We start from the raw sequence: 25209 nt of genomic DNA, 5'->3' as shown, positions 1-25209 counted from the left end.
CACTTGCTCACTTTCACTCATTTAGTCACTAGGCCGCTCAGCTCACTCATAAGGACAGAGAGCGTTGACAAGCTAATAGCACTTCCATCATTGCTATCGAGCTTATGCATCTCCGTCGTTACCCCTTCAAGATGGTCTTTATGACGCGCTTTCCATTCGCTAAATGCCTGCTGTGCATCTGGCTTGGACAATATGGCGTCCATTAACAGACGCAGACTACGTGACAGCTCATTCACTAAGGCATGACGGGCACGGCGATCCCAATAGTCTTGCTGTGGTAAGTTGGCGATATTATCCATCATCCAATCTAGCTGCAAGACATGGTAGGCCTCGAAGTATAAGGTCGCAATCTCATCGACAGGACGCTCATATTGCTCGGCAAGGCGCGCTGCATCTAACGCATCAACATGATAAGGCAGCATAGCAAACAAAGTAGCATCCGTATCGGATAGCTCTTTTTCCACCAAGCTATGGGTGTCTGCCTCTAAGTACTCGGAAAATTGCTGCTCAATAAAACCGCCTGATTTGGTTAGTTTCTCAACACTTTCACTAAAGCGGCTAATCATATCTGCCACTTGCAAGTTTTGCCCAAAGGCATTGATGAACCACACCACACCGCGCTCGAGAGCATCACGTAGACGCAGCTCGAGGTTCAATAACAGCGTCGCATCGACTTTATTATCTAACGACTCAAGCGTGTTCCAAGCTTTTGCCACATTGAAGACATCACGGCTAATCGCATAACCACGAATAATAGTCGCTAGAGACTGATCGGTTTCTTCATAGAGACGGAACAGTGCCTCGATACCCAAACGGTTGACCACACTATTGGTCAGATAGGTACTGATAATCTCACGATGCAGACGATGTTCAGTCATCTCATCAAAGAAACGCGTAGCCAGCTCGTCTGGGAAGTACTTACGCAGCTCATTGATAAAGTATGGATCATCTGGCAAGTCCGATAGCAACAAGTTGTCATAAACCCACATTTTGCCATAGGCCATGACCACCGCCAGTTCAGGATTGGTCAGACCGGTATCCGCTTTTTGACGTTTGGCGATCTCTTCGTCTGCTGGCAAGTATTCAATGGCACGATCAAGACGACCTTCGCTTTCTAGCATTTGGATAAAACGCTGGTGATCGCTTAGGTTAGCAGCGGCGCGGATATGGCTAAGCTCAATCGCTTGTGGTTGTAGATAGTTTTGGCGCAACACCAGCTCTGCAACAGTATCGGTCATACTTTCTAGCAGCTCGTTACGCTGCTTCAGGGTCATGTCACCTTGCTCAACGACTTTGCCGAGTAAGATTTTGATATTGACTTCATGATCTGAGCAGTTCACGCCGCCTGAGTTATCGATGGCATCGGTATAAATGCGCCCACCTGTTTGGGCGTATTCGATACGTCCTTGCTGGGTAAAGCCCAAGTTACCGCCTTCACCGACGACGGCTGTACGCAGCTCGTTACCATTGACGCGGACTGCATCATTGGCACGGTCACCGACATCAGCATGGCTCTCATTTTCGCTTTTCACGTAAGTACCGATACCACCGTTCCAGATGAGATCCACTGGTGACTTCATTAGTGCACTAATAAGCTCATTAGGGGCCAAGTTGTCTTCACTAATATCGAAAATCTCTTTCATCTCAGCGCTAATAGCGATGCTTTTGTCCGTGCGTGAGAACACCCCACCACCTTGACTAATGAGCGACTTTTCGTAATCGTCCCACGTCGAGCGCGGCGTTTCATACAAGCGTTCCCGCTCGGCATAAGACGCAGCAGTATCTGGATTGGGATCAATAAAGATATGTAGATGGTTAAAGGCCGCGACCAGCTTGGTATGGGTAGATCTCAGCATGCCATTACCAAATACATCACCGCTCATGTCACCGATACCGACCACGGTAAAGTCATCACGGTTTTGAATATCCATACCGCGCATACGGAAGTGACGTTTGACTGATTCCCAACCACCGCGGGCTGTGATACCCATGGCTTTGTGATCATAACCGACCGAACCACCGGAGGCAAAGGCGTCATCGAGCCAGAAGTTGTATTCGGCAGCTAAGGCATTGGCTATATCAGAGAAGCTTGCCGTACCTTTATCAGCGGCAACGACCAAATACGGGTCGTCTTCGTCATGACGCACCGTATCGGCTGGCGGGACAATTTTTCCATCCACAATATTATCCGTGACATCGAGCATACCGCGTAAGAACGTCTGATAACAGGCGATACCTTCGGCTTGGAACGCTTCACGGCCATCTGCCATAGATTTGGTCTTGACGATAAAGCCGCCTTTTGAACCGACCGGCACGATAACCGCGTTTTTGACCATTTGCGCTTTGACCAGGCCGAGTACTTCGGTACGGAAATCTTCCATACGGTCTGACCAACGCAGACCACCACGGGCAACTTTACCACCGCGTAGATGCACGGCTTCAACGCGTGGCGAGTAGACAAATATCTCAAACATTGGCTTAGGCTTGGGCAAGTTTGGAATATCTGCAGCTAAGAACTTAAACGACAGACGGTCTTTACGTGCGCCTTCACTATCCGTTTGATAGAAGTTGGTACGCACCATGGCATTGATTAGGTCTAAATACCAACGCAAGATACGATCTTCATCCAAGCTATCAACGTCTATCAAGGCGGCGGTGATTTGCTCTTGAATTTTCGTGGTTTTTTCTGTGCGCGCCTCTTCACTATACTTAGGATTCATACGTGCATCGAACAAGCTGCTTAGTGCCACGCTAATGTCGTTGTTTTTTACCACCGTTTGCTGAATATAAGCACTAGAGAATGGCGCGCGTGCTTGCATCATATAGCGGGACAAGGCACGGAGTACGACCACATCATAAGTGTCTAGTTTGGTGATTAATACCAGCTCGTTAAAGGAATCACTCTCAACGCGTCCCGCCCAAATCTGCTTGAGACTGTCTTCAAATTGATTACGCACCACTTGCATATCAACCGTATCGACATGCTCCAAGGTCAGTTCATACTCTTGCATCCAGATAGGCAGCTCTGGTAAGTCAAACTCATAGGTTTGCGCAGAAATCACTGAAACACCAAAGTTCTCTAATATTGGCAAGACTTTGGACAAAATAACGGGTTGCTCACGTCCATACAGCTTAAGATGCAGCTGATTGCTTGCGTCACCGGTTGACTGATATAGGTGCCAAATCATTGGCTGCTCATCGGTCAATCCTGATAAGCGTTTAACATCTTCGACAGCCGTACGGGTATCAAAGTGCTCTTGGTAAGCGGCAGGTATGTAGTTGAAGAAACGACGATTAAGTGCATTGGCTTGTTGCTCACCGACATTGTCGAGTAACATTTTTTGATAGTGGTCGCCCCATGATTGCATGAGTGCCGACAGCTTTTCTTCTAAAGCGGCTGTATTCACATCATTAACTTGACCAGGCACAGTACGTACGTGGACATGCACACGAGCGTGGGCAGATTCATTAAATTCAGTGGTAAAGCCAGATGAGGTGCCACCATACGCGTCTTTCAAGACATTTTGCACTTTGATGCGCAGTTCAGTGTTGAATTTATCGCGGGGAATATAGACCAAGCAAGAAACAAAACGCTGATAATGGTCGATACGACTGAATAAGCGCAGGCTCTTTTTGTCTTGTAATTGACTGATACCAGAGACAATCGGATAAAGCTCTTCGACGCTGGCTTGAAACAAATCATCACGCGGTAAAGTATTAATGACGTGCATCATCTTATGATGTGCATGACCATCACGCGGTAAGTCTGCCATTGCCATGATTTTATTGGCTTTTTCACGCAGTAATGGTATCTGTTGGACAGTAAGTTGATAGGCTTGCGACGTCAGTAAACCAATAAATCGATATTCACCGACCAGTTTGCCATTGTCATCAAACTTATGAATACCTAAGAAGTCCATATATACAGAACGATGTATAGGTGAGACACGGCTCGATTTGGATAACATCAATACTCGCGGCTCGGTCAACAGCTGCTTTAACACTTTTGGCAATTGGCTAAAGCTTTCTGACAAAGTGTCTTCTGCGGCACCGCGTAGCAAACCAAGACCGCTATTGCCAATGGCAAATAAATCCAAATCTGCGTTCTTAGAATTGGTAGTGTCGCTGTTGACATCCATCATGCTATCGCCTTCTAAGCGATATTCACGGTAGCCTAAGAAGATAAAATGATCGTCCAATATCCAATCTAAGAACGCTTGAATCTCTTGCTGCGAATAGAATACTTCTGGCAATGGTTTTTTTGACAGCTCCGACTGGATGTCCGTTAGCTTCTCGCGCATTTGTTTCCAGTCACCAACGACGGTATCGAGCGTATCCACTTTTGCCAACAACAGTTGCTGTAATGCGGCCAACTCTTCGTTGTCTTGATAGGCAATTTCACAATGAATCATAGATAAGTGCGACGTCGCGCTTTCATGAGCACCTTCAATATGAGCAATGTTGCCGTCATCATCGCGTTCAACACTGATAATAATGTTATAAGTGCGATGCACGTCGATACCTTGAGCCTCAAGACTCATCAAAATAGTATCTACTAAAAATGGTCTGTCGTACGCCACTATTTGTATGACCGTGTGTGAGCTGTGGAAATGCTGCTCTTCTGCTTTTGGGTTCAAAATAGCGAGTTGCGGTTGTTTACCATCATAAGACTTGAGTAGCGTAAAATGATGGAGCGCCATGCCTGCTAAGTCAGTATTGCTGATAGCCTCTGCCGTCTCTTGATGCAGGGGCTGATAATAACTATGAATAAAATGATCAAATAGTGATTTGTCATTTTGTACATAATTGGTGGCAATATCGCTTATCTGGCTGATGCGCTCTTTTGCGATACTTAGGGAGTTTGGCATGTCCTTTGTCCTTTTTATAGGTTTAGTATTTCAAGTGTTTTTCTTTTCAAGTGCTTTTCTTTGTTAGCACTTAGTTGGTTTCTACTTATTAATCAGTATTAATTATTAGCAAGGTCTGAATGTAATGAATCACCAATATCAGATAGCAGTACATCCATTAACGAGCTTCTAATAAACCACATCGTTCTCTTTGGCATCCTCTGTTGTTTTTTATTGCCTAATGTTTATAAGAGCAAACGGCTGGCTAGATTTAATACCATTAATATATTGAAGTGTAACGCACCTAGGCGCATAGCTAAAGCGTACAACATCATTTCATGAATCAGCAACATGCCGATAACCTTTGCTAATGAGACAACACACCTTAATTATTGATGAATAACGGCTGGCAGGTGGATACTCATGGCAATCAAGGCACTTTTTTTGTTAGAATACGGCTATCTCTCAGAGTGTATGACTAACTCATTATTAACTTTAATGCTAAGGGCAAGACGTATGATGAATATTTTGGTGATTGGCTCAGGTGGTCGTGAACACGCGCTAGCATGGCAATGTGCAAAAGATAACAACGTCCAACACGTCTACGTCGCCCCAGGTAATGCTGGTACTGCCCTTGAACCCAAATGCCAAAACGTTGTTCTCGAGTCTACAGGTAGCGGAACTGATGAACACAATGCTGTCATTGAGTTTTGCCAAAACAACGCCATCGATATGGTCATCGTTGGACCAGAAGCCCCATTGGTGACGGGTATCATCGATGCCTGCCGTGCTGCTGGTATTAAGGCGTGGGGCCCAACGGCATATTGTGCGCAGTTAGAAGGCTCAAAAACCTTTGCCAAAGAATTTATGGCACAGAACAATATTCCGACGGCAGCTTATCAAGGGTTCACAGATACTGACGCTGCCAAAGCCTATATTGATGAGCAAGGCGCGCCCATTGTTATTAAAGCGGATGGTCTGGCTGCTGGTAAAGGCGTCATCGTCGCGGAGACTATCGAACAAGCATATGAAGCAATCGATGATATGCTGGCCGACAATAAGTTTGGCGATGCAGGCAGCCGTGTGGTGATCGAGCAGTTCTTGCAAGGTGAAGAAGCCAGCTTTATTTGTATGATTGATGGTGACAATATATTACCGATGGCGACTAGCCAAGATCATAAACGTGCTTTTGAAGGCGATACAGGTCCCAACACTGGCGGCATGGGTGCTTACTCTCCTGCGCCAGTTGTCACCCAAGATGTCCACGACAAGGTCATGGCACAAGTTATTCAACCAGTGGTCGATGCGATGAAGGAGGCCGGTCATCCTTATACTGGATTTTTATATGCAGGACTCATGATTAATGACGCAGGTGACCCTTATGTCATCGAATTCAACTGCCGCTTCGGTGATCCAGAGACACAGCCAATTTTGATGCGCTTGCAATCGTCGATGGTAGATTTGGTCGCTCAAGGGCTGGCAGGCCAGTTACCAAGCGATGCTCAATGGGATGCGCGCCCTGCCCTTGGTATCGTTGTTGCCTCAAAAGGCTATCCTGAAACTTCTTCGAAAGGTGATGTGATTGCTGGCTTGCCTGAGCTGGATGCTAACAATAATAGCGCAGTTAAGGTCTTTCACGCAGGCACGGCATTTTCGGATGATAACAATGCTAATGCGCACAACGTTAATGCAGAAATCATCACCAACGGCGGGCGAGTATTATGTGTGACGGCGTTAGCAGATAGTATTGCAGACGCTCAGCAAGCAGCACTGGCAGTGACAGGTGCGATTAGTTTTGATGGGGCACAGTATCGCCGCGATATTGGTCATCATGCCATTGCCCGCGAACAGGCGTAATTCATCATCAGCCATTTAGCAATATTGGATAATTCACTTATCTGGCACGTTTAAACCATCGTTGACGTTATGTATTGTATTGAGTGCCATGTTCTCTAAGTGAGTTATTATTCGACCTAGTACTATACTAGGTCATATTTTTTGCTACCTTATTAGGGCGTATCATCATTTAGCTTAATACGTTAGCTTACAAACTAACTGCTAGCGGTCGGCTAAGGCTTATAAACCCCTGCCCCTTTATATGATACAATTTTGTACCCGTTTGTACCTGCGCGTCGCATCTCTCTTGTATTGTCGGTTTCAAACCCGCACATCAATACCAACCGGATGAATGATTATATTTATGGCAAATGATACGTCTAAACCTTCTAATAATAAGCAATCAATTGACAATCTAAAAACCTCAGGGTTTGAACGTCGAATGTCGATTGCCAAAACTTCTCTAAACATTGGTCGTCGTTGGGCAGGTAACAGCGTGTCTGGTATGTTTTTGAATAAAGAAGCGCGCACGGCACGTAACCAAGCTTTTATGGAAGCGCAGGCAAATTATGTCGCAGAAGAGCTGGGCAAACTAAAAGGCTCCGTGGTCAAAATCGGTCAGATGCTGGCTATTTACGGTGAGCATGTATTGCCACCTGAGATAACGCGCGCACTACAAACACTCAATGATGATACCGCTACCCTGTCATGGCCAACCATCGAGCAGACCTTGCGTCAATTATTAGGCGATAGACTCAGCGAGCTCGACGTCGATACTATTCCGATCGGTACGGCTTCTCTCGCCCAAGTTCATCGCGCCACGGTATTAGCCACTGGTGAGCAAGTGGTGTTAAAAATTCAATATCCAGGGGTAGCAGATGCCATCAATTCTGATCTTGCCTTGTTTAAGCGTTTGCTAAAAGTCAGTAATATTGTCCCGCAAACGCGCTCGCTCGATGCATGGTTTGAAGAGATACGCGACCTACTTCATCATGAAGTCGATTATGAGGCAGAAGCTGCAACTACTGAGCGTTTTTATGAGCGGCTGATAGATGATCCGCGCTATGCTGTGCCCAAAATTAATCGCGCTTACTCAAGCAAACGCCTATTGTGTATGTCTTACGAGCCCGGCATTAGCGTCGTCTCGGAAGCACTGCAGCTTTTACCGCACGAACGTCGCAATGCCATTGGTCAGTCGGCAATAGAGATCATGATGCAAGAGATTTTTGTTTGGGGCGAGATGCAAACAGACCCAAATTTTGGTAATTATCTCGTTCGTGTCAGCGACAATGACCACGAGGTCGATAAGTTAGTATTATTGGATTTTGGGGCGATTCGTCAGTTTGATAATACTCTTTTGACAATTGCTCATGGCTTACTAAAAGCTGGCTACCGTCACGACCATCAGGCAATGATGCAAGCCATGACTGGTTATGATTTTTTTGACACGATGAGTGAAAAAGTTTGTTCCGATATCGCCTCTTTGTTCCTCTTGGCAACTGAGCCTTTTAGCGATCCAGCGACCAATCCTGATATTCCTACTGAGTGTTTGGATGAACAAAATCGTTATATCTGGGCAAATAGTAAACTACACTCACGCCTTTCCTCTGCTGCGACGCGCGCTATGCAGTCTTTTGAATTTAATCTGCCGCCAAAAGAATTTATGTTCATTAGCCGTAAGTTTATCGGCGCCTATACCCTTCTAACGGTTTTAGATGCTTATACGGATTCTAATAAACTTGTGAAGCCTTATCTGTAATATGAAATGAGTGTAATTTTTGAACTGCCTTTTAGGGGCAGTTTTTTATTTTGTAATTTTATTTGCTTAGGCTATTTTATATGTAACAACTGTCTTATTTATACGGGAGCTAATCCTTATTAGGTTTATTTTTTGCTTAGGCTATTTTTTAATGTCCATTTCGCTAACTTGCTAATCACCAAACCTTGTTTTATAGCCTTTTGGCTTATGCATAGTCAACTCCCAACATGTTTCTCCACGCGCTAAGTACTTTACCTCAAAGTGGGTACGCTCGCTGTCTATCGGCACATGATAACGCTTGTTTGGTAAGCACCATACCGTGCAAGCTTGTTGCTCTGCAGTATCCATATACGCTTCGATATTCGTCGCTAATACTACCTCTCCTCCTACTTGTAGTCGCGATAATAAAAACTCAAAAAACGGCATATTCAGCCATTGCTGGTTGGGATTGTGCTGCTCTGGGTTAGGGTATAATATAAAAATTTTGGCGATACTACTGGCCGCGACGGCATGTACGATCCAGGCGATGGCATCCGCATGAATGGCGTTTAAGTTGGATAAATTCTGCTGTGTTGCAATCTTAGCAAAGGCTTCAAACTTATTACGGGTACGCTCAATGGCAATCAGTTGCTTATCAGGATTTTGTGTGGCAAAACTGAGCGCGTGCTTGCCCTTCCCGGCACCAATCTCTAACAATAAAGGGGCGTTGTCTTGGTTTTCGCTGATTATCTTTGGAACAATAAAGTCGCGCGGCGCTGACAGTTTGTGTGGTTGAAAGGCACGATTTTTCTGATGGGAAAGCGTTGCTTGTTGCGTCATAGTAGGATTTCGTCCTGTAAGCGATAGTCTTTAGTAGGCTATCAATTTGATTATTAAACTATTACTGATTTAGTTGTAATGTCTATTTTATAAAAACTCTGTTAAGCACTATAGCATATGCTTTAGGTGTATTCTTTATTCGCTTTGTTTAGGCTGGTTTGACATAGAAAGCTATTTGCCTTTTGTCATTCTTTAGCCTCATGCTATTATACCGACTCTCATTCGCTGAGCATACTTTTCCTACTACCTATGAGGATGACCTCACTTATTATGACTGAATCTACTGCCAACACTGTGCCCAAAACTTACCCTTGTCCATGCTGCGGCACTCAGACCGCATGGCAAGACAATAAATATAAGCCTTTTTGTAGTGACCGCTGCAAGCTTATTGACTTAGGCGCTTGGGCCAACGAAGAGTACACCCTACCGGCCGAGTCAACCCCTTTTTCGGATGAGCTATAACCAATCCGTTTAATCACTTTATAACGTTATCACCGCAAGGATATTTGTATGTCAGCTACTTACCTGATGCCCACCTATAATCGTCAGCCCATCAGCTTTACTCGTGGTTCAGGCAGCTGGCTGTACACCAAAGATGATACGCCTTATCTAGATGCCCTGACGGGTATCGCTGTCTGTGGCTTGGGGCATTGCCACCCTCAAATCACCGACGCCATTCAACAACAAGCTGCTACTTTGGTACATACGAGCAATCTATTCGGTATCGACTGGCAAGAGCGTGCTGGCGAAGTACTGTGTACGGCAGCTCAGATGGACAACGTGTTTTTTGCCAATAGCGGCGCCGAAGCGAATGAAGCTGCGTTAAAACTGGCGCGTTTATACGCCCATAAGCAGGGATTTAAACGTCCAAAAGTCATCGTGATGGAGCAGTCATTCCACGGTCGCACCTTATTGTCGTTATCAGCAACAGCTAATCCAAAAGCGCGCGAAGGCTTTTATACCTTAGATGATGACTTTATCCGTGTCCCCTTTGGCGATATCGCAGCGATCAAGCAAGCCGCGCAAGAGCATGATGATATTTGTGCTATCTTTGTAGAGCCCATTCAAGGTGAAGGCGGTCTCAATACTGCACCTAACGGCTTTACTTATCTAGAAGAGCTACAAGCAGAATGTGATGCTCACAACTGGCTATTTATGCTGGATGAAGTACAAACGGGCAATGGTCGCACGGGTAAATATTTTGCGTATCAACATAGCAGCGCGCGTCCTGATGTTTTGACGACAGCGAAAGGCTTAGGCAATGGTTTCCCCGTCGGTGCTTGCATGGTACGTGGTCGCGCCAATGGCTTGTTCGGTGCTGGCAGTCATGGCTCTACTTACGGTGGCACGCCCTTAGCCAGTCGTGTGGTGCACAGCGTTTACGAGGTATTGGCAAACAGCGATATTATGGATAATGCAGTGACAGAAGGTCAGTTCATTCGCGAATGCTTAGTAAACAGCTTAGGACAACATGGTGTCACCAGTCGCGGTGCTGGGATGATGATCGGTATTGCCTTACCTGAACACATGGACTGTAGTCAGCTGGTCGATCGAGCCCGTGATGAGCAAAAGCTGATTATCAATGTGACTGGTGGTCATGTGGTGCGCTTACTGCCGCCGCTTAACATGAGCCGTGATGAAAGCTCACAGGTGGCTGATCGTTTGATTGAGCTATTAAAACCATCGTTTTAATTCATTGATTTAATCAAATGCTCACACTCAAAAAGCCTATAGATAACTAATCTATAGGCTTTTTGCTTTTTAACGCTTTAAAATACTTTCAAGTAAAGATCATTAAACGCTCGACTTAATTAGCATGAAAGTATTTTTTCAATACTTCTAAACAACGCGTAATTTTTGCAGGTTGCTGATCGCGGTTCAAAGTAACGGCATAGAGCACAAAACTCGGCAGCTGATAACCGGTCAAGACTTCCACCAATTCACCACTTTCGAGCTCTTTTTTAATATCCATTTCCATCATTCTAACCAAACCGTGCCCTTCTTTGGCTAAAGTCGTGGCCATAAAGACATTGTTGGTATAAATGCGCGAATTCATTTTTATACGTGATTTTTTACCTGTTTCGGTCTGAATCATATCAACCTGATTGGCGTCCTTCATGATTTCAATACAAATCAGCTGATGCTCGGCCAAATCTTTAGGCGTTTTCAATTTTACATGTTGGCGCAGATACTGTGGTGAGGCGACAAGCATTTGGCGTACATCCGTCAATGGATGACTGCTCAAATTAGAATCATTAATCGTTGGACTCATACGAATCGCAATATCGATACGCTCATCAATCATATCAATATAATGATTGTCTGCTAAGTAAGTAATACTTAGGTCATCATGTGCCGCCATCCAAGTCGACAAGGCCGGTAAAATATGGTTGACCCCAAGCTCGGGTGTCGTGGCCACACGTAAGCTACCAGCGAGCTCATCACGTAACTGATTGACCTTGATTCTACCTTGTTCGGCCGCGCTAACCACGTCTTTTGCCGCTTCATAAAAGCTCTCACCCGCTTCCGTTAAGCTGAGCTTACGAGTAGAGCGATGCAATAGCACCACGCCAAGCTCATTTTCTAACGAACGAATTTGTTGACTGACTGCACTGGTTGTGATGCCAAGCTCTCGAGCTGAACCACTAAAAGAGCCGTGTCCGACCACACTGGCGAACACGGCCATACCGCGTAAATTATCTAACATATACTCACCTAAGCCACTTTTCAGTTTTTAATATAACTTAACCATTATAAAGTATTTTATTTAATCTTACCGTTTTTAAATGTAGCTTACCTTATAAATAGATCCTATTTATCTGTTAATAAAAGCAAAAATATCAAGGTGATAAACGAACATCACCTTGATATTTTAATCATAACATTACATTTAATGATTATTTAATTGGTAAACAATGCCATTACTAAAATTTGCAACTGTTTAATATAACTGAACTTTGCCCATTTTTCCTTCGCCGCGCTCGGTCAGATATTTCATCACGGGTGTATCTAGCAATTTTGCCTCTGCAACCGTCTTCGCTTGGATCAAACGCTTTTGTTGGCGACGCTCAGGCGTTTTGTCTTCTGCTTGCATGACGCTACCATCGATTTGCAAGCCAATCTCTGCCTGTGTAAATTGCTGCTGTAGTTTTTCTGCCAGTTGCTGAAAGGTCATCTGCAAGTGCTTACTGTCGACACTGGTAACAAAGGTAGCTTTACCATTGCATAGACCAGTCATCATACCTTGACGGGCAAGTGCCAATTCATCTTGAGCCAAAACCTCCGCTTCACGAGCGGTTTGTAGCCAATAGTCCCACTTCTCTGGTGTCCACGCACCTACCAACTCTTGCGGTGGGCAACGAAGTAAAGTGCGTGGATCATCAGATTCAGATGTTAATTGAGAATCATTCGCCTCAGGCTCAACAACGGGTTCAGGCTCAACAACGGGTTCAGGCTCAACAACGGGTTCAGCATTTGCGCTACTATCCAACACATCCAACGTGTGTGCTGATTCATGAGTTGGATCAACACTGACTTCATTACTGTCAAAACTAGCGTTTGGCTGCTCAATACTGACCTGCTCTTGATAGTCGATATCATAAGGCTGTAACGGCGGCATCGAAGCTGAATGGGTAATGGTCGCCTGCGTAGAAGATGTATTTTCTATGGCGGGTACTTCAGATGACACGGAGTCATCATAAGTAGGGTTTAGTATTTCGTCTATTGGTAATGGACGAAAGGCCAACAGACGTAAGATACACATCTCCAGCGCTTGCATCGGTGTACTGGCAAGTTTCACGCCTTCACGCGCTTGCACAACGATTTCGTAATACAGCTGCAATACCTCAGGACTGATATGCTGTGCCAGCGCATTAATATCTTGGGCTTGCGCCTCATTGACATTGAGAGCGACTTCGGGCAGTAGCTGGGTCAATGCCAACTGATGTAATAGCTCTGCCAGCCCATCAAACATACTCGTCGCATCAACCATTTGCGCACGCATCTGCTCAATATGAGCAGCGACGGCAGACTTGTCATGATTATAGATATCAGTGATGAGCCGCACCAAGTCAGCGGCATCAATCAAACCGAGCATGGCATTGACCGTGACATCATCAAGCGCACCTTGGCCAAAAGCAATGGCTTGATCGGTTAGGGATAAAGCATCACGTACCGAACCTTTTGCTGCACTGGCCAATTGCCAAAGTGCAGGTTGGGTATAGCCTACTTGCTCTTGGGTAAGGACATTTGCCAAATGCTCACTCAGCAAGGTTTGCGGCAACGGGCGTAGAACAAACTGTAAACAGCGCGAGATAATAGTAATTGGCAATTTTTGCGGATCAGTGGTCGCGAGCAAGAACTTCACATGTTCAGGCGGCTCTTCCAAGGTTTTGAGTAGTGCATTGAAGCTATGCGTGGACAGCATATGCACCTCATCAATCAGGTAAACTTTGTAACGTCCTTGGCTTGGTGCATAAGGCACATTATCTAGCAGCTCGCGGGTGTCTTCCACTTTGGTGCGAGAGGCCGCATCAATTTCGATCAGATCAATAAAACGACCTTGATCGATGGCAACGCAATTATCACACACACCGCAAGGCGTACTGGTCACCCCAGTATCACAATTCAGGCACTTGGATAATATACGTGCAATCGTCGTCTTACCGACACCGCGCGTACCCGTAAACAGATAGGCATGATGCAGACGATTGTAATCAATGGCATTTATCAATGCTTGCGAGACGTGCGTTTGCCCAATCAACTCATGGAAGTTTTTTGGGCGGTATTTGCGAGCTAAAACTTGATATTGCTGCGTCATAGTAACTGCCAATGTGAAAAGTACGAATATATAAAAAAGTACAAATATAGTTAAAGCATCAAATCAGCGATCTATAGTAAGGAAAGTCTATGACTGCGATCGCAACTCAGCCAACTGCTCGTATAAGCGCTGCGTGTTTGCATCGATAGCCGAGCCATTCTGATGAAAAGTGTCAATGTACACCTCGGTATTAACGCTGTCCTCGCACGGTCTAACTTCTACGCCAATTAAAAACAAATCATCCATTACCGGCTGCTGCATTTGTGAATTAAGCTCAAACAATAAATCCTGATGCGATGCGCGAACTTTGTCTGCACTCAATGCACTATTTTCATCCTGTCCATAGAACACCATCAAATAGTGACGACCAAATACATGATAAGAATGCTCATGACGAACATAACCATTCCACCGTGAGTTTTGATCAATCGTTCTATGTGCCAATATTTTTTCTATTAAACACGCATAGGTATACATCGACTCATCAACTAACACATCGACCTGCTCTTTTGGCAGTGGCGTCCCCTCCTCATAATACTGCTGAATCAAGCGATTAAAGAGCTTATACCACATGCGAGTATTCTTTTGAATCTCTAGCATCAACGCATTAGCAAAAGCGGTTTGGTCAGGTTCTGCAGCTTTAAGCAAGCGAGGTTCCACTTGGTCTATTAACTGGTGAGCAACCAACTGCTCTTGCACCTCAATGGCTCTTTGATGAAAATCAGGTGACTGTAAGAACTGGGCAAGTAACGTTGACTCGTCTTGAAACGTCTCAAAGCCAGCAAGCTTGCGGCGGTGAAAATCCAAATAAGCACTGAGATCACTCGGAGTCACCAACTGATTAAGAATGTCGACAAAGTTTTGATGGCTAAATACTTGCAAGACACTCTGCTCATCGTCCAAGTCCAGCACACAGTCTTCAGCAAAGAACTGACTGCCATATTCGTAATTGACGGTATAGGGCTGCGACTCTGGGTTATCGCCTTCATGCTTGATGGCGAGTGACGTCAAACCAATAAAATAAATTGCCTTGTCCGATGCCGACGCGTTTACGTCAGCCAGTACCTTGTCATTTTTTAGATAAAGCTGGGCATGACGCTTGATTAATTGGTTGACAACTTCCTTTCTCCACTCACGCACCTGTGTACTATCAATCTCTTGCTGGTTAGCCTGCATCACCACATCATTAACGATAAGGTAAACCGTCGCACCAGAGAATTCACAAACAAAGTCATAACCCTGAAAGGCATGCTCGGGATGATTGCTATTGTCCTCTGATACGTCATACAAAGATAAGAAGCTTTGCTGAATCATCTGCTGCCAAACTGAGAGCGGTGCGTGCTGAGTGTCCATAATATCCCTATAGATGAGTGCTCATAAATAACTGAGTGTCTGCCACCAACGTTGCAAAACTCGCTTTATACTCAGTTCAGTAACAGTGTGATAGCCAGTTCAATATAATTTAGATACAAGGAAGGCGAGTAAAGTACGACAAGTAGTAGACTAAGCGAGCCTGATACCCTATCTAAATTATATAGGAGTGACTATATTTCATAGTAAGTAGACTCTAGTCTAGTTGTCAAGCTTGCGACGCATATGTGGGAATAAAATCACATCACGAATGCTTGCTGAGTCCGTAAATAGCATCACTAAGCGATCAATACCAATGCCCTCGCCTGCTGTCGGTGGTAAGCCATAAGATAAAGCTTCGATATAGTCTTCATCAAAATGCATCGCTTCATCATCACCAGCGTCTTTTTCAGCGACTTGACCACGGAAACGTTCTGCCTGATCGGCAGGGTCATTCAGCTCACTAAAACCATTGGCCAATTCACGACCACCGATGAATAGCTCAAAGCGGTCAGTAATCTCAGGGTTATCATCGCTACGGCGTGCCAATGGCGACGTCTCTGCAGGATATTCAGTGATAAAGGTTGGCTGACGCAATTGATGCTCAGCGGTCTCTTCAAAGATAATCGTTTGCAATTTACCCACACCAAAGCCCTCTTTTACTTGCTGTTTAAGGGTGGTCGAGGCGTACTCTGCTAGATACTCACGGTCATTGATATGCGCCATGTCGAAGTTTTCGGCATATTTGGCAATCGCATCAGGCATCGATAAACGCTCAAAAGGCGCTTTTAGGCTGATGGCTTCTTCTTGATAAGTAATCTCAGTCGTACCCAAGATATCCATCGCCAACTCATTAAATAAACGCTCGGTCAAATCCATCAAGTCATGATAATCCGCATACGCTTGATAAAACTCAATCATCGTAAATTCAGGATTGTGACGGGTTGAGACGCCTTCGTTACGGAAGCTACGGTTAATCTCGAATACTTTCTCAAAACCGCCAACCACCAAACGCTTCAAATAAAGCTCAGGCGCGATACGTAAATAAAGCGGCATATCCAAAGCATTGTGATGCGTCACAAACGGACGTGCAACAGCACCCCCTGGAATCGGGTGCATCATTGGCGTTTCAACTTCCATGAAGCGCTCATTCAGCATGAATTTACGAATACCGCTGACAACCTGACTGCGAATCATAAAGGTATCGCGAGTTGTCTCATTGGTCATCAAATCAAGATGACGATTGCGATAACGGGCTTCCACATCTGCCAAACCATGGAATTTATTTGGCATTGGACGTAATGATTTGGTTAGTAGACTGATCTCTTCGATATGCACGTATAGATCGCCTTTACCTGAGCGACCGATATAGCCTGATACACCTACGATGTCACCCAAATCTAGCGACTTTATGCTCGCACGCGTCTCATCATCGAGCTCTTTACGTGCGACATATAGCTGAATACGGCCGCTCATATCTTGGATGACAATGAACGAGCCACGGTTGAGCATGACTCGACCTGCTACGTTGACCTGTGTTTTTTCGCCATTCGCCGCTTTTTCTTCAATTTCTTGCTTTGAGATGCCATCAAAAGCTGTTTGCAAATCTTGCGCATAATCGGTGCGTTTGAACGTATTTGGATACGGCTGTTTGCCTGAAGCAGTGATATCGTCTAGCTTGGCTTGTAGCTGGGCGATAAGTTCGTTAGCATCTTCTGGGGCTTGCTCTTGATTCTGATTTTTATTGTTGGAATTTGACATAACACTCTCAAAATTATTAGGTAATTAAAGGAACAAACGAAAACGGTGAATTGAATCTATACTTATTATCATCATAGTCAGCTGTAAAAAAACAGCTATAGACAAACAAACACTGTCAGGTGGACAGTGTCTCGCTTTTATAAACCAATGGCTTTAGTCCGCACCAATACTGGCCATCAAGTCCGCCTGATACTCGCGTAACAATGCATCAAGAATCTCATCCAAATCACCTTCCATAATGGCATCAAGCTTGTATAACGTTAGGTTAATACGATGATCGGTCATACGACCTTGCGGGAAGTTATAAGTGCGAATGCGCTCTGAGCGATCGCCACTACCGACCAAGTCACGACGGATGGTGTCTGCCGCATCAACCTGCGCTTGCACCTTGACTTGCTGGATTTTTGAGATCAGCATTTTCATCGCTTGCGCACGGTTTTTGTGTTGGCTACGTTCTTGTTGACACTCTACCACGGTACCGGTCGGAATGTGTGTTAAGCGTACAGCTGAATCCGTGGTGTTAACGTGCTGACCACCGGCACCGCTTGAGCGAAAGGTGTCAAAACGAATGTCTGCTGGATTTAAATCAACGGTGTCATCAATCTCAACTTCCGGCATAACTGCAACGGTACAGGCTGAGGTATGCACGCGACCTTGACTTTCCGTTTCAGGAACACGCTGCACACGGTGTACACCAGACTCAAACTTTAGACGACCATAGACGCTGTTGCCGGACACACGAGTAATGATTTCTTTATAGCCGCCATGCTCGCCTTCATTGGCTGATAGCACTTCCATTGTCCAGCCTTGAGTCTGCGCGTACTTTTGATACATACGAAACAAATCACCGGAGAAAATCGCCGCTTCATCACCACCTGTCCCAGCACGAATCTCTAAGAAAGCTGGCACTTTATCATTGGGATCTTTTGGCAACATCATGACGTTGAGCGCTTCTTCCATCTCTACGATGGTATCACGGGCGCTGTCAATCTCTTCTTGCATCATCTCTTTCATGTCAGGATCTGTCGCATCGGCTAGCATAGTCTCAGCATCGGCCTGATCCGTCTCTGCACGCACATAGTTCTGCCATAAAGTAGTGATATCCATCAAGTCGCTGTGCTCGACAGACAATTCACGGAATTTATTATTATCGCTGATGACACTGGGGTCTGATAATAAGGCGGTGACCTCTTCATAACGGTCTACCATCTGGTCTAAACGCAGGCGTAAGGATTCTTTCATAAAAGGACTTTTAATTGGATAAGAGGAATAAGACCGTGATTATAGCAAATTTTTTGGGGTAAATTAAAACCTCTAGGCATTCTTGTCGATATATGGACAAACTTTTCTGCTACTTGTGTCATATCGACACTTTTTTCTGATGATTTGAATACAGCATAAGCTTTGCTTAAAATTTAAGTAAAAAAAATAGCCAAGAATATTCTTGGCTATTTAAACAATAATTAAGACTTAAGGCTTAAAAAATCAGACCTTACGAACCAGTACCGACCCAATAGAGTAACCAGCACCAAACGAGCAAATCACACCTAAATCACCAGATTTTAGCGCGTCTTTATAACGATGAAAGACAATCATTGGGCTGGCTGAACTGGTATTGGCAAATTCTGCGATAACACTTGGCACAATCGCCTTATCGGCATCACGTCCAACAACGGTGCGCAAGATTAAATCTAGCATGTTGGCATTGGCTTGGTGTAACCACATCATTTTTACATCACTGGCTTGCATTTCGTTCTCATGCAAATGCTCGGTGATGATTTCTGATACCTTTGGACAAACTTCACGGAATACTTTGCGGCCGTTTTGTAAAAACAGTTTATCAGTAACCGGCTCTTTGATATCTGGATACATCTCAGTCTGCGCCGCCAAAAACTCTGAGCGATCCATAAAACCATATTCGTTTTTGATATTGGTTGAAAATTCGGTAAACAACTTCGAGTTGATGATCTCATAACCTTTTGGCGTGTCTAGTTCCTCAACGATACAGGCGGTTGCGACATCACCAAAGATAAAGTGACTGTCACGATTGCGCCAGTTAAGGTGCGCTGAAGTAATCTCAACGTTGACCACCGCAATGCGCTTGGCAAGCCCAGAGACGATAGAGCCATGCGCTTGTGATAGACCAAAAGTCGCGGCACTACAAGCCACGTTCATATCATAAGCAAAGCCGCCAATCATGCCGATTTCTTTTTGAATCTCGATAGCGACTGCTGGATAGGTACGTTGGAAGTTTGAACAGGCAAGGATGATACCGTCTAAATCATTGGCCTCAAGTCCAGCATCAGCAAGGGCATCTTTGAGCGCCGCAGCACCCATCTCAGCCATAATTGACAGCTCTTCGCCTAAATGACGATAAGGAATCACGGGTGCCATGATTTCTGGGTTTAAGATACCGTCTTTTTCCATGACATAACGAGATTTGATGCCAGAGACTTTTTCGATAAAAGCGGCCGATGAGGGCTCAAGTGCAGTCACCGTGCCTGCTGCTATGTCATCAGCATGCTTTGCATTATAATTATCAACATACTGGTTAAAAGACGCCACCAGCTCTTCGTTGCTGATGCTATAAGGGGGAATATATAGGCCGGTGCCTGTGATACAAGTCGTCATGATAAGCTTCCTTGTCTACTACTATAGGGCTTGGAATAAGCATAAAAATGGAGAAAATAACAATCGTTCATTTTCAGTGAATAACTGTAAACTTAAAATCAGTGCCTTTATTATGCCTGAATATTTTAATTTTTCTAATACTTTGTTACAAATAATCCGTTTCTTGCTAAGATTTAACAAAAACTGTCTTTATTTCGAGTCAGTTACTTAAGACAGCTACGCTATAATCAATGGCACATACTCTCGTAAAATCCATGACAGATACTTATAAAAGCTCATATTTGGAATATTAATGGTTGAACTTCTTAACTGGTTATTTGGGCAATATGCCGATTACCCTACCGTATTTATAGCGCTCGAATTAATCGCGGTCATCTTTGGCGTGGCCAGTGTGTTACTTGCCAGCAAAACCAATATCCTTGTCTTTCCCATCGGGCTGGTCAGCACTGCCATTTTTGTCTATCTACTGTGGAAATGGCAGCTATTCGGTGACATGTTTATCAATGCCTATTATACGGTTATGAGTCTATATGGCTGGATTAATTGGTCAAAGAATAAAAAATCTCACCATAGTGAGGTTCAGCAAGTAGACAATGTCCAAATAGAACATCTACATTCCGATGACATTCCTACTCTATCAGCCTTAGCAACAGGCACGATCGCTTTCGTTGCCTTGGTTTATTACTTCCGACCAGTGATTAATAATGGGTTTAGTTTCGATGGTGCTGTACTTGGAGTGCACTTATTTACTTGGGTGGACTATACCGATATGCTGACCACCGCGCTGTTTTTGATGGCGATGTGGCTGATGGCACGGCGCAAAATTGAGCATTGGCTACTGTGGATCGTCGCCGATGCTATTTCTGTGCCGCTGTACTTTTACAAAGGATTGACCTTCACCGCACTACAATACGTAGTCTTCACACTTATCGCAATTTGGGCTTACTATGAATGGCAACGACGTTACCGCTTGCAACCTAAAGCAGCATACGCCTAAATCGGTCATCAATGTCGCTATTCTAGGGGCAGAGAGCACTGGTAAGACCACGCTATGTCGCGACTTGGCAGCGCATTTTGGCTGCCCTTGGGTAGCAGAATACATGCGCACCTATCTACAAGCGAAATGGGATAAGGAGCAACTGACCTGTACTTGGGACGACTTACTCCCCATTGCGCAGGGTCAAATAAAACTAGAAAATGAACTCGCTGAACAAGCCGCTCAAATGCCGGATAGAGCGCGCTACTTATTCTGTGATACCAGTCTATTTGAGCTGATGGTTTACGCCAATTGGTATTATGGCGACTGCCCTAAAGCGCTCACCAATGCGGCGTTAATACATCATTATGACTTGATTTTATTAACCGAAGTTGATATCCCGTGGGTCGCTGATGATTTGCGCGATAGCCCGCATCAGCGCGACGAAATCAGTGCTTATTTTGAAAGTCAGCTGACCCGTCACCAAAAGCCATTTCATCGCATAGGTGGTGATAGAGATGAGCGGGTACAACAAGTGCTCGAATGGCTTTCTTAAATCCATCCTATACCACGTTATCAGTAAATGACCTACAACCTTTAAGAGCATTAAGAGATGTCCATGCTAAAAAATATTGAACGATACCTAGAAAAAATCATCTTTAACAGCCGCTGGATATTAGCGCCTTTTTATTTAGGGCTGATCTTAGGGATTGTCTTATTATTTATAAAATTCATTCAAAAAACAATCATGATGTTTAATACTGTATTTAGCGCTTCTGTATCAGACGTCATTGTTAATATATTAGTATTAGTCGACCTCTCCTTAGTAGCCAGCTTATTATTAATTATCATATTTAGTGGTTATGAGATATTTGTCTCAAAAATTGACACTGGTGATCACGTTGATCGACCTAGTTGGATGGGTAAAGTAGATTTTTCTGGTCTAAAACTAAAAGTCATTGGTGCCATCGTCGCTATTTCTGCAATTGATCTTTTAAAATCATTTATGGACATTCCTAATGAATTGAGTAATGGTGAAGCGGACAAGCTCATGTGGAAAGTCATCATTCATATGACTTTCGTAGTGTCTGGCTTATTGTTTGCTATTATGGATAAAGTGGTTGGTGATACTAAAAAACACTGATGCCAGAAAGCACTGATATCAGAAAATACTGATATCAGAAAACACTAAGGCTTATTTTTTCCACACACTCTCCATCGTTCTTACATATTTTTTCTTTATCTCTCCTCTATGATCTTCTTTGAACCTACTGACTGTTATATGCACAGTTTTGGAATAAAGATTCATATGAGGCACTCTTATGCAAAAAACACTATTCACCAAATTGACTATCATCGTGGGGCTCTGCATTATTTTTGTCGTCGGGCTCATGATGTTTCGCACTGTCATCGCTGAACGACAATATTATGCACAATCAGTGGTGAAGGAAATCGCCCAGCAGCACGTCAATCCGCAAGAAGTCATTACCCCTTTCATCATTATTCCAACCACCATAACGCCAGAATGCTCAATAGTAGGCGATACCGATGCCGCTAAATGCAAATCCGCTTATTCATCGACGCTAACGGTCTTTGCTAATAAAACTAGCGCCACTCAAGACCTTGAAGTCAGTACGGACACCTATCGACGAGGGATTTATCATGCCACTAGCTATAACGGCGCGTTAAAATTCGATCAAAGTTATACCATAAATCAAACCCTACAACGCTTAATAGCAGATAACCAGTCGGTGAGTAACGACTCAAAAACCCTTAGCACAGCTAACAATAGTACCAATGGCAATGGCAACACAAAAACAGAAAAGACCGATATACACTGGAATGACGCTAAGTTGATTATTCCAGTTTCTGATTTGCGCGGTGTGGCAACCTTACCAACAGTAACGATCGACAAGCAAGCCATCAAAGCAACCTATCCGCAGAGTGCCATGCTTAATGGCTTAAGCTATGTTGAAGTATCGTTGCCCAACGATGTTTTGAATCGATTAACCACAACGAGCGCAAGCCAGCAAGAAAAAACAAACCTTGTGGCTGAAAATCTGAATAGCGAACCACTAAATACGCAAAGTTCTAACATACAAACGCCTATTAGCCAAAACCCAAACCATCAAGACTTAGACGGTCAGCAATCAGATAATAGTCGTCATCAAGCGCTTGATATTGTGGTGGACTTGCCTCTCTCAGGTATTAGCACCTTAAATACCGTGCCAACGGGGCAAAACTTTGAGCTATCTATGCGCAGCAATTGGCATGCCCCAAATTTTATTGGCAGAGCCTTGCCCAATGCTAAAAAATTCACCTCAAAAGGCTTTGAGGCCAAATGGCAAAATCAATATCTAACGGTCGCTAACAATCAAAATTTATCAAAGTGTGTCAGCACTGCCAATAATCAATGTATGGTAGCCAGTAGCGCCGTGCTCGATAGCGCTGACCAAGATGATGAGGCTATCACAGCAATAGAAGGCATTGTCACAGCAGAGGGTAATATCGTGTCCAATAGCGACCGAGATGTGCGCTTAAGTAGCTTTGGAGTGAGTTTCGCGGAGCCAAATGACGTGTATTTACAAACAGAGCGCACGATGAAGTACGCACTGCTATTAATTTTGGTGTCGTTCGGTACATTTTTCTTATTTGAGGTGATCAAATCCAGCCGTATTCACCCTATCCAATACTTATTGGTCGGTTGTGCACTGCTGTGCTTTTACGTCTTGTTGCTACCGCTGGCCGAGCAAATCGTCTTTTGGCAAGCCTATGCAGTTGCTGCAAGCGCCTGTGTCGGATTGATTGGTTGGTACACTTATTATGTATTAGATGGTATCAAGCGAGCGGGCATATTTACCGCTATATTGGGAAGTCTGTATGCCGCCTTTTATGGTATTTTGACCACAGAAGACCTAAACCTGTTATTGGGTGCTATCTTCTGCTTTGTATTGCTAGCCTGCGTGATGGTCATGACCCGTAAAATCGACTGGTATAAGATTGCTTAATATAGGGTCTGTTGAACATTTGAATGTTCAACAGACCTTAGTCAATACTAAATAAAATAGACACACAACATTATGATGCGTGACTGCTACAAATTTTTCTTGCTTGCTGTACCTACCCAGACAGAGGCTATAAAAAGTTTATATCAGTCACGCTGTATCTTTTTTATATTCACCTGATTAGAGTCGGTTCACTATAAGCTCATCTTTCATCGTCATTTTTCAATCGAATCTATTTATAGGGTATGTTTACATTTAATTTGTCAGTCAGGTTTTTTGGTATTGCACTATACTATCGTCATTACGATATAGGGCTAAAGCGATAAGCCGTAGTCATTGTCGTTATTATTATCGTTGTCATTACGACTGCCATTTATTCAAAAAGCCAATTTAACGACTGTAGGGATTATTTTGAAAGCCACGTTATATACGATTATTGCTTTAATAGCATTTGCCGCAAACTCTCTTTTTTGTAGAATGGCGTTAGCAGAAGGTTATATAGATGCATGGAACTTCACCATCATTCGCCTGCTCAGCGGTGCGCTCTGTCTGAGCATTATTATGGGCGTTTATAGCTATAATTTACGACGCAACGAAGCAACTCTTAAGCATCCCACTAGCGAGGCCATTTTAAGCGACAGAGGTAGCTGGCTCAGTAGTATAAGTTTGGTGGTTTATGCACTTTGCTTTTCAATCGCCTATGTTGAGCTTGATACCGGAACTGGCGCACTGATTCTATTTTCAGCGGTTCAGCTCACCATGATTGGCTGGGGGATATATAAAAAAGAGCAATTAAGTGCCTTACAATGGCTGGCTTTTATAGTGGCAGTGGCAGGATTTGTCTATCTCATGTTGCCATCAGCGGCTGTGCCGTCAGTATTGGCAGCGACATTGATGGCCATCAGTGGCGTGGCATGGGGGATATATAGTATACGCGGTAAAGCGTGCGTGTCACCGCTACGAGCGACGGGCTTTAACTTTCTCAGGAGCCTATTTGCGATTCCGCTACTACTCATCATGAGCATGGTTTATTTAAAAAACATATCGTTAGCAACGATCAGTATCGAGGGCATCTTATTGGCTTGCGCATCGGGCGCAATTGCTTCTGGCATGGGCTACAGCGTTTGGTATATGGCAATGCCCTTACTGAAAAGTACGCAGGCGGCAGTAGTACAACTCTGCGTACCGGTATTGGCTGCCATGCTTGGTGTGGTATTTTTATCGGAGCAACTGACCATAAACTTTATCATAGCAAGCACGGTCATTTTGGGTGCGGTTTTAATATTTATTTTAAATCTTAGATTAACACATGAAGTGCAATACCAAATATGAGGTGAAAAAAAGACCTAGATGCGCTAGCATCAAAGTCTTTATCCACCGACCAAAGTGAGATTGCAACCATGAAC

17 protein-coding genes are annotated in these 25209 nt (G+C 44.2%); 9 read left to right on the top strand and 8 right to left on the bottom strand.

Annotation, left to right across the window (positions count from 1 at the left end):
• Positions 1-17: 17 nt before the first annotated feature.
• A complete protein-coding gene (locus HQR03_RS11625) occupies positions 18-4868 on the bottom strand; it encodes an NAD-glutamate dehydrogenase (protein ID WP_173240279.1) in 4851 nt (1616 codons plus the stop codon).
• A gap of 498 nt (positions 4869-5366) precedes the next feature.
• On the opposite strand from HQR03_RS11625, the gene purD reads away from it, so the two are divergent.
• Complete coding sequence (gene purD / locus HQR03_RS11620; RefSeq protein WP_173240291.1) at positions 5367-6704, top strand: phosphoribosylamine--glycine ligase; 1338 nt, start codon at positions 5367-5369, stop codon at positions 6702-6704.
• 343 nt (positions 6705-7047) lie between these two features.
• Entirely contained in the window at positions 7048-8442 is a 1395-nt protein-coding gene (locus HQR03_RS11615) for an ABC1 kinase family protein (RefSeq protein ID WP_173240278.1), read from the top strand.
• A 171-nt stretch (positions 8443-8613) separates the two neighbouring features.
• Here HQR03_RS11615 and HQR03_RS11610 read toward each other — a convergent pair whose 3' ends face one another.
• Complete coding sequence (locus tag HQR03_RS11610; RefSeq protein ID WP_173240277.1) at positions 8614-9261, bottom strand: DUF938 domain-containing protein; 648 nt, start codon at positions 9259-9261, stop codon at positions 8614-8616.
• 270 nt (positions 9262-9531) lie between these two features.
• Between HQR03_RS11610 and HQR03_RS11605 the strand changes: the two genes are divergently transcribed.
• Together HQR03_RS11605 and HQR03_RS11600 are read left to right on the top strand one after the other, a co-directional pair.
• Positions 9532-9723, top strand: a complete 192-nt coding sequence (locus HQR03_RS11605) for a DNA gyrase inhibitor YacG (RefSeq protein WP_173240276.1) — start codon at positions 9532-9534, stop codon at positions 9721-9723.
• A 48-nt stretch (positions 9724-9771) separates the two neighbouring features.
• Positions 9772-10953 carry an aspartate aminotransferase family protein gene (locus HQR03_RS11600; protein WP_173240275.1) on the top strand — a complete coding sequence of 394 codons (1182 nt, stop codon included), beginning with the start codon at positions 9772-9774 and terminating at the stop codon, positions 10951-10953.
• Positions 10954-11068: 115 nt separating this feature from the next.
• On the opposite strand, the gene HQR03_RS11595 is transcribed toward HQR03_RS11600, so the two are convergent.
• The 6 genes from HQR03_RS11595 to HQR03_RS11570 form a co-directional block, all read right to left on the bottom strand.
• Positions 11069-11968, bottom strand: a complete 900-nt coding sequence (locus HQR03_RS11595; protein ID WP_025650795.1) for a LysR family transcriptional regulator — start codon at positions 11966-11968, stop codon at positions 11069-11071.
• Between the two features lie 234 nt (positions 11969-12202).
• Positions 12203-14080, bottom strand: coding sequence for a DNA polymerase III subunit gamma/tau (gene dnaX, locus HQR03_RS11590; RefSeq protein ID WP_173240274.1), 1878 nt, complete (start codon positions 14078-14080; stop codon positions 12203-12205).
• Positions 14081-14167: 87 nt separating this feature from the next.
• A complete protein-coding gene (locus tag HQR03_RS11585) occupies positions 14168-15433 on the bottom strand; it encodes a hypothetical protein (RefSeq protein WP_025650797.1) in 1266 nt (421 codons plus the stop codon).
• A gap of 219 nt (positions 15434-15652) precedes the next feature.
• A complete protein-coding gene (gene lysS, locus HQR03_RS11580; protein WP_173240273.1) occupies positions 15653-17191 on the bottom strand; it encodes a lysine--tRNA ligase in 1539 nt (512 codons plus the stop codon).
• A 153-nt stretch (positions 17192-17344) separates the two neighbouring features.
• Positions 17345-18433, bottom strand: coding sequence for a peptide chain release factor 1 (prfA, locus tag HQR03_RS11575; RefSeq protein WP_173240272.1), 1089 nt, complete (start codon positions 18431-18433; stop codon positions 17345-17347).
• A 243-nt stretch (positions 18434-18676) separates the two neighbouring features.
• Positions 18677-19822 carry a beta-ketoacyl-ACP synthase III gene (locus HQR03_RS11570; RefSeq protein WP_173240271.1) on the bottom strand — a complete coding sequence of 382 codons (1146 nt, stop codon included), beginning with the start codon at positions 19820-19822 and terminating at the stop codon, positions 18677-18679.
• Positions 19823-20114: 292 nt separating this feature from the next.
• On the opposite strand from HQR03_RS11570, the gene pnuC reads away from it, so the two are divergent.
• From pnuC to HQR03_RS11545, 5 genes are all read left to right on the top strand, one after another.
• Positions 20115-20819 carry a nicotinamide riboside transporter PnuC gene (pnuC, locus tag HQR03_RS11565; RefSeq protein ID WP_173240270.1) on the top strand — a complete coding sequence of 235 codons (705 nt, stop codon included), beginning with the start codon at positions 20115-20117 and terminating at the stop codon, positions 20817-20819.
• Positions 20770-21354: an AAA family ATPase gene (locus HQR03_RS11560; RefSeq protein WP_025650802.1), complete on the top strand. Its 585-nt coding sequence runs from the start codon at positions 20770-20772 to the stop codon at positions 21352-21354. The genes pnuC and HQR03_RS11560 overlap by 50 nt, the downstream gene beginning before the upstream one ends.
• Before the next feature lie 63 nt (positions 21355-21417).
• A complete protein-coding gene (locus HQR03_RS11555) occupies positions 21418-21942 on the top strand; it encodes a TIGR00645 family protein (protein WP_173240269.1) in 525 nt (174 codons plus the stop codon).
• A 178-nt stretch (positions 21943-22120) separates the two neighbouring features.
• Entirely contained in the window at positions 22121-23806 is a 1686-nt protein-coding gene (gene creD, locus HQR03_RS11550) for a cell envelope integrity protein CreD (protein ID WP_173240268.1), read from the top strand.
• A gap of 408 nt (positions 23807-24214) precedes the next feature.
• On the top strand, positions 24215-25135 hold the full coding sequence (locus HQR03_RS11545) for a DMT family transporter (protein WP_173240267.1): 921 nt from the start codon (positions 24215-24217) through the stop codon (positions 25133-25135).
• Positions 25136-25209 lie beyond the last annotated feature (74 nt).

Origin of the sequence: Psychrobacter okhotskensis (genome assembly GCF_013248965.1) — a bacterium.
GTDB lineage: Bacteria > Pseudomonadota > Gammaproteobacteria > Pseudomonadales > Moraxellaceae > Psychrobacter > Psychrobacter okhotskensis.
This window is presented reverse-complemented; position numbering and strand designations above follow the sequence as displayed.

What these genes read in the sequence shown, in the direction of transcription:
- purD (WP_173240291.1), top strand. Translation starts at nt 5,367, where the DNA reads ATGAATATTTTGGTGATTGGCTCAGGTGGTCGTGAACACGCGCTAGCA.
- HQR03_RS11555 (WP_173240269.1), top strand. Translation starts at nt 21,418, where the DNA reads ATGCTAAAAAATATTGAACGATACCTAGAAAAAATCATCTTTAACAGC.
- HQR03_RS11625 (WP_173240279.1), bottom strand. Translation starts at nt 4,868, where the DNA reads ATGCCAAACTCCCTAAGTATCGCAAAAGAGCGCATCAGCCAGATAAGC.
- lysS (WP_173240273.1), bottom strand. Translation starts at nt 17,191, where the DNA reads ATGTCAAATTCCAACAATAAAAATCAGAATCAAGAGCAAGCCCCAGAA.
- HQR03_RS11560 (WP_025650802.1), top strand. Translation starts at nt 20,770, where the DNA reads ATGAATGGCAACGACGTTACCGCTTGCAACCTAAAGCAGCATACGCCT.
- HQR03_RS11615 (WP_173240278.1), top strand. Translation starts at nt 7,048, where the DNA reads ATGGCAAATGATACGTCTAAACCTTCTAATAATAAGCAATCAATTGAC.
- HQR03_RS11605 (WP_173240276.1), top strand. Translation starts at nt 9,532, where the DNA reads ATGACTGAATCTACTGCCAACACTGTGCCCAAAACTTACCCTTGTCCA.
- HQR03_RS11600 (WP_173240275.1), top strand. Translation starts at nt 9,772, where the DNA reads ATGTCAGCTACTTACCTGATGCCCACCTATAATCGTCAGCCCATCAGC.
- HQR03_RS11595 (WP_025650795.1), bottom strand. Translation starts at nt 11,968, where the DNA reads ATGTTAGATAATTTACGCGGTATGGCCGTGTTCGCCAGTGTGGTCGGA.
- HQR03_RS11570 (WP_173240271.1), bottom strand. Translation starts at nt 19,822, where the DNA reads ATGACGACTTGTATCACAGGCACCGGCCTATATATTCCCCCTTATAGC.
- pnuC (WP_173240270.1), top strand. Translation starts at nt 20,115, where the DNA reads ATGGTTGAACTTCTTAACTGGTTATTTGGGCAATATGCCGATTACCCT.
- creD (WP_173240268.1), top strand. Translation starts at nt 22,121, where the DNA reads ATGCAAAAAACACTATTCACCAAATTGACTATCATCGTGGGGCTCTGC.
- dnaX (WP_173240274.1), bottom strand. Translation starts at nt 14,080, where the DNA reads ATGACGCAGCAATATCAAGTTTTAGCTCGCAAATACCGCCCAAAAAAC.
- prfA (WP_173240272.1), bottom strand. Translation starts at nt 18,433, where the DNA reads ATGAAAGAATCCTTACGCCTGCGTTTAGACCAGATGGTAGACCGTTAT.
- HQR03_RS11610 (WP_173240277.1), bottom strand. Translation starts at nt 9,261, where the DNA reads ATGACGCAACAAGCAACGCTTTCCCATCAGAAAAATCGTGCCTTTCAA.
- HQR03_RS11585 (WP_025650797.1), bottom strand. Translation starts at nt 15,433, where the DNA reads ATGGACACTCAGCACGCACCGCTCTCAGTTTGGCAGCAGATGATTCAG.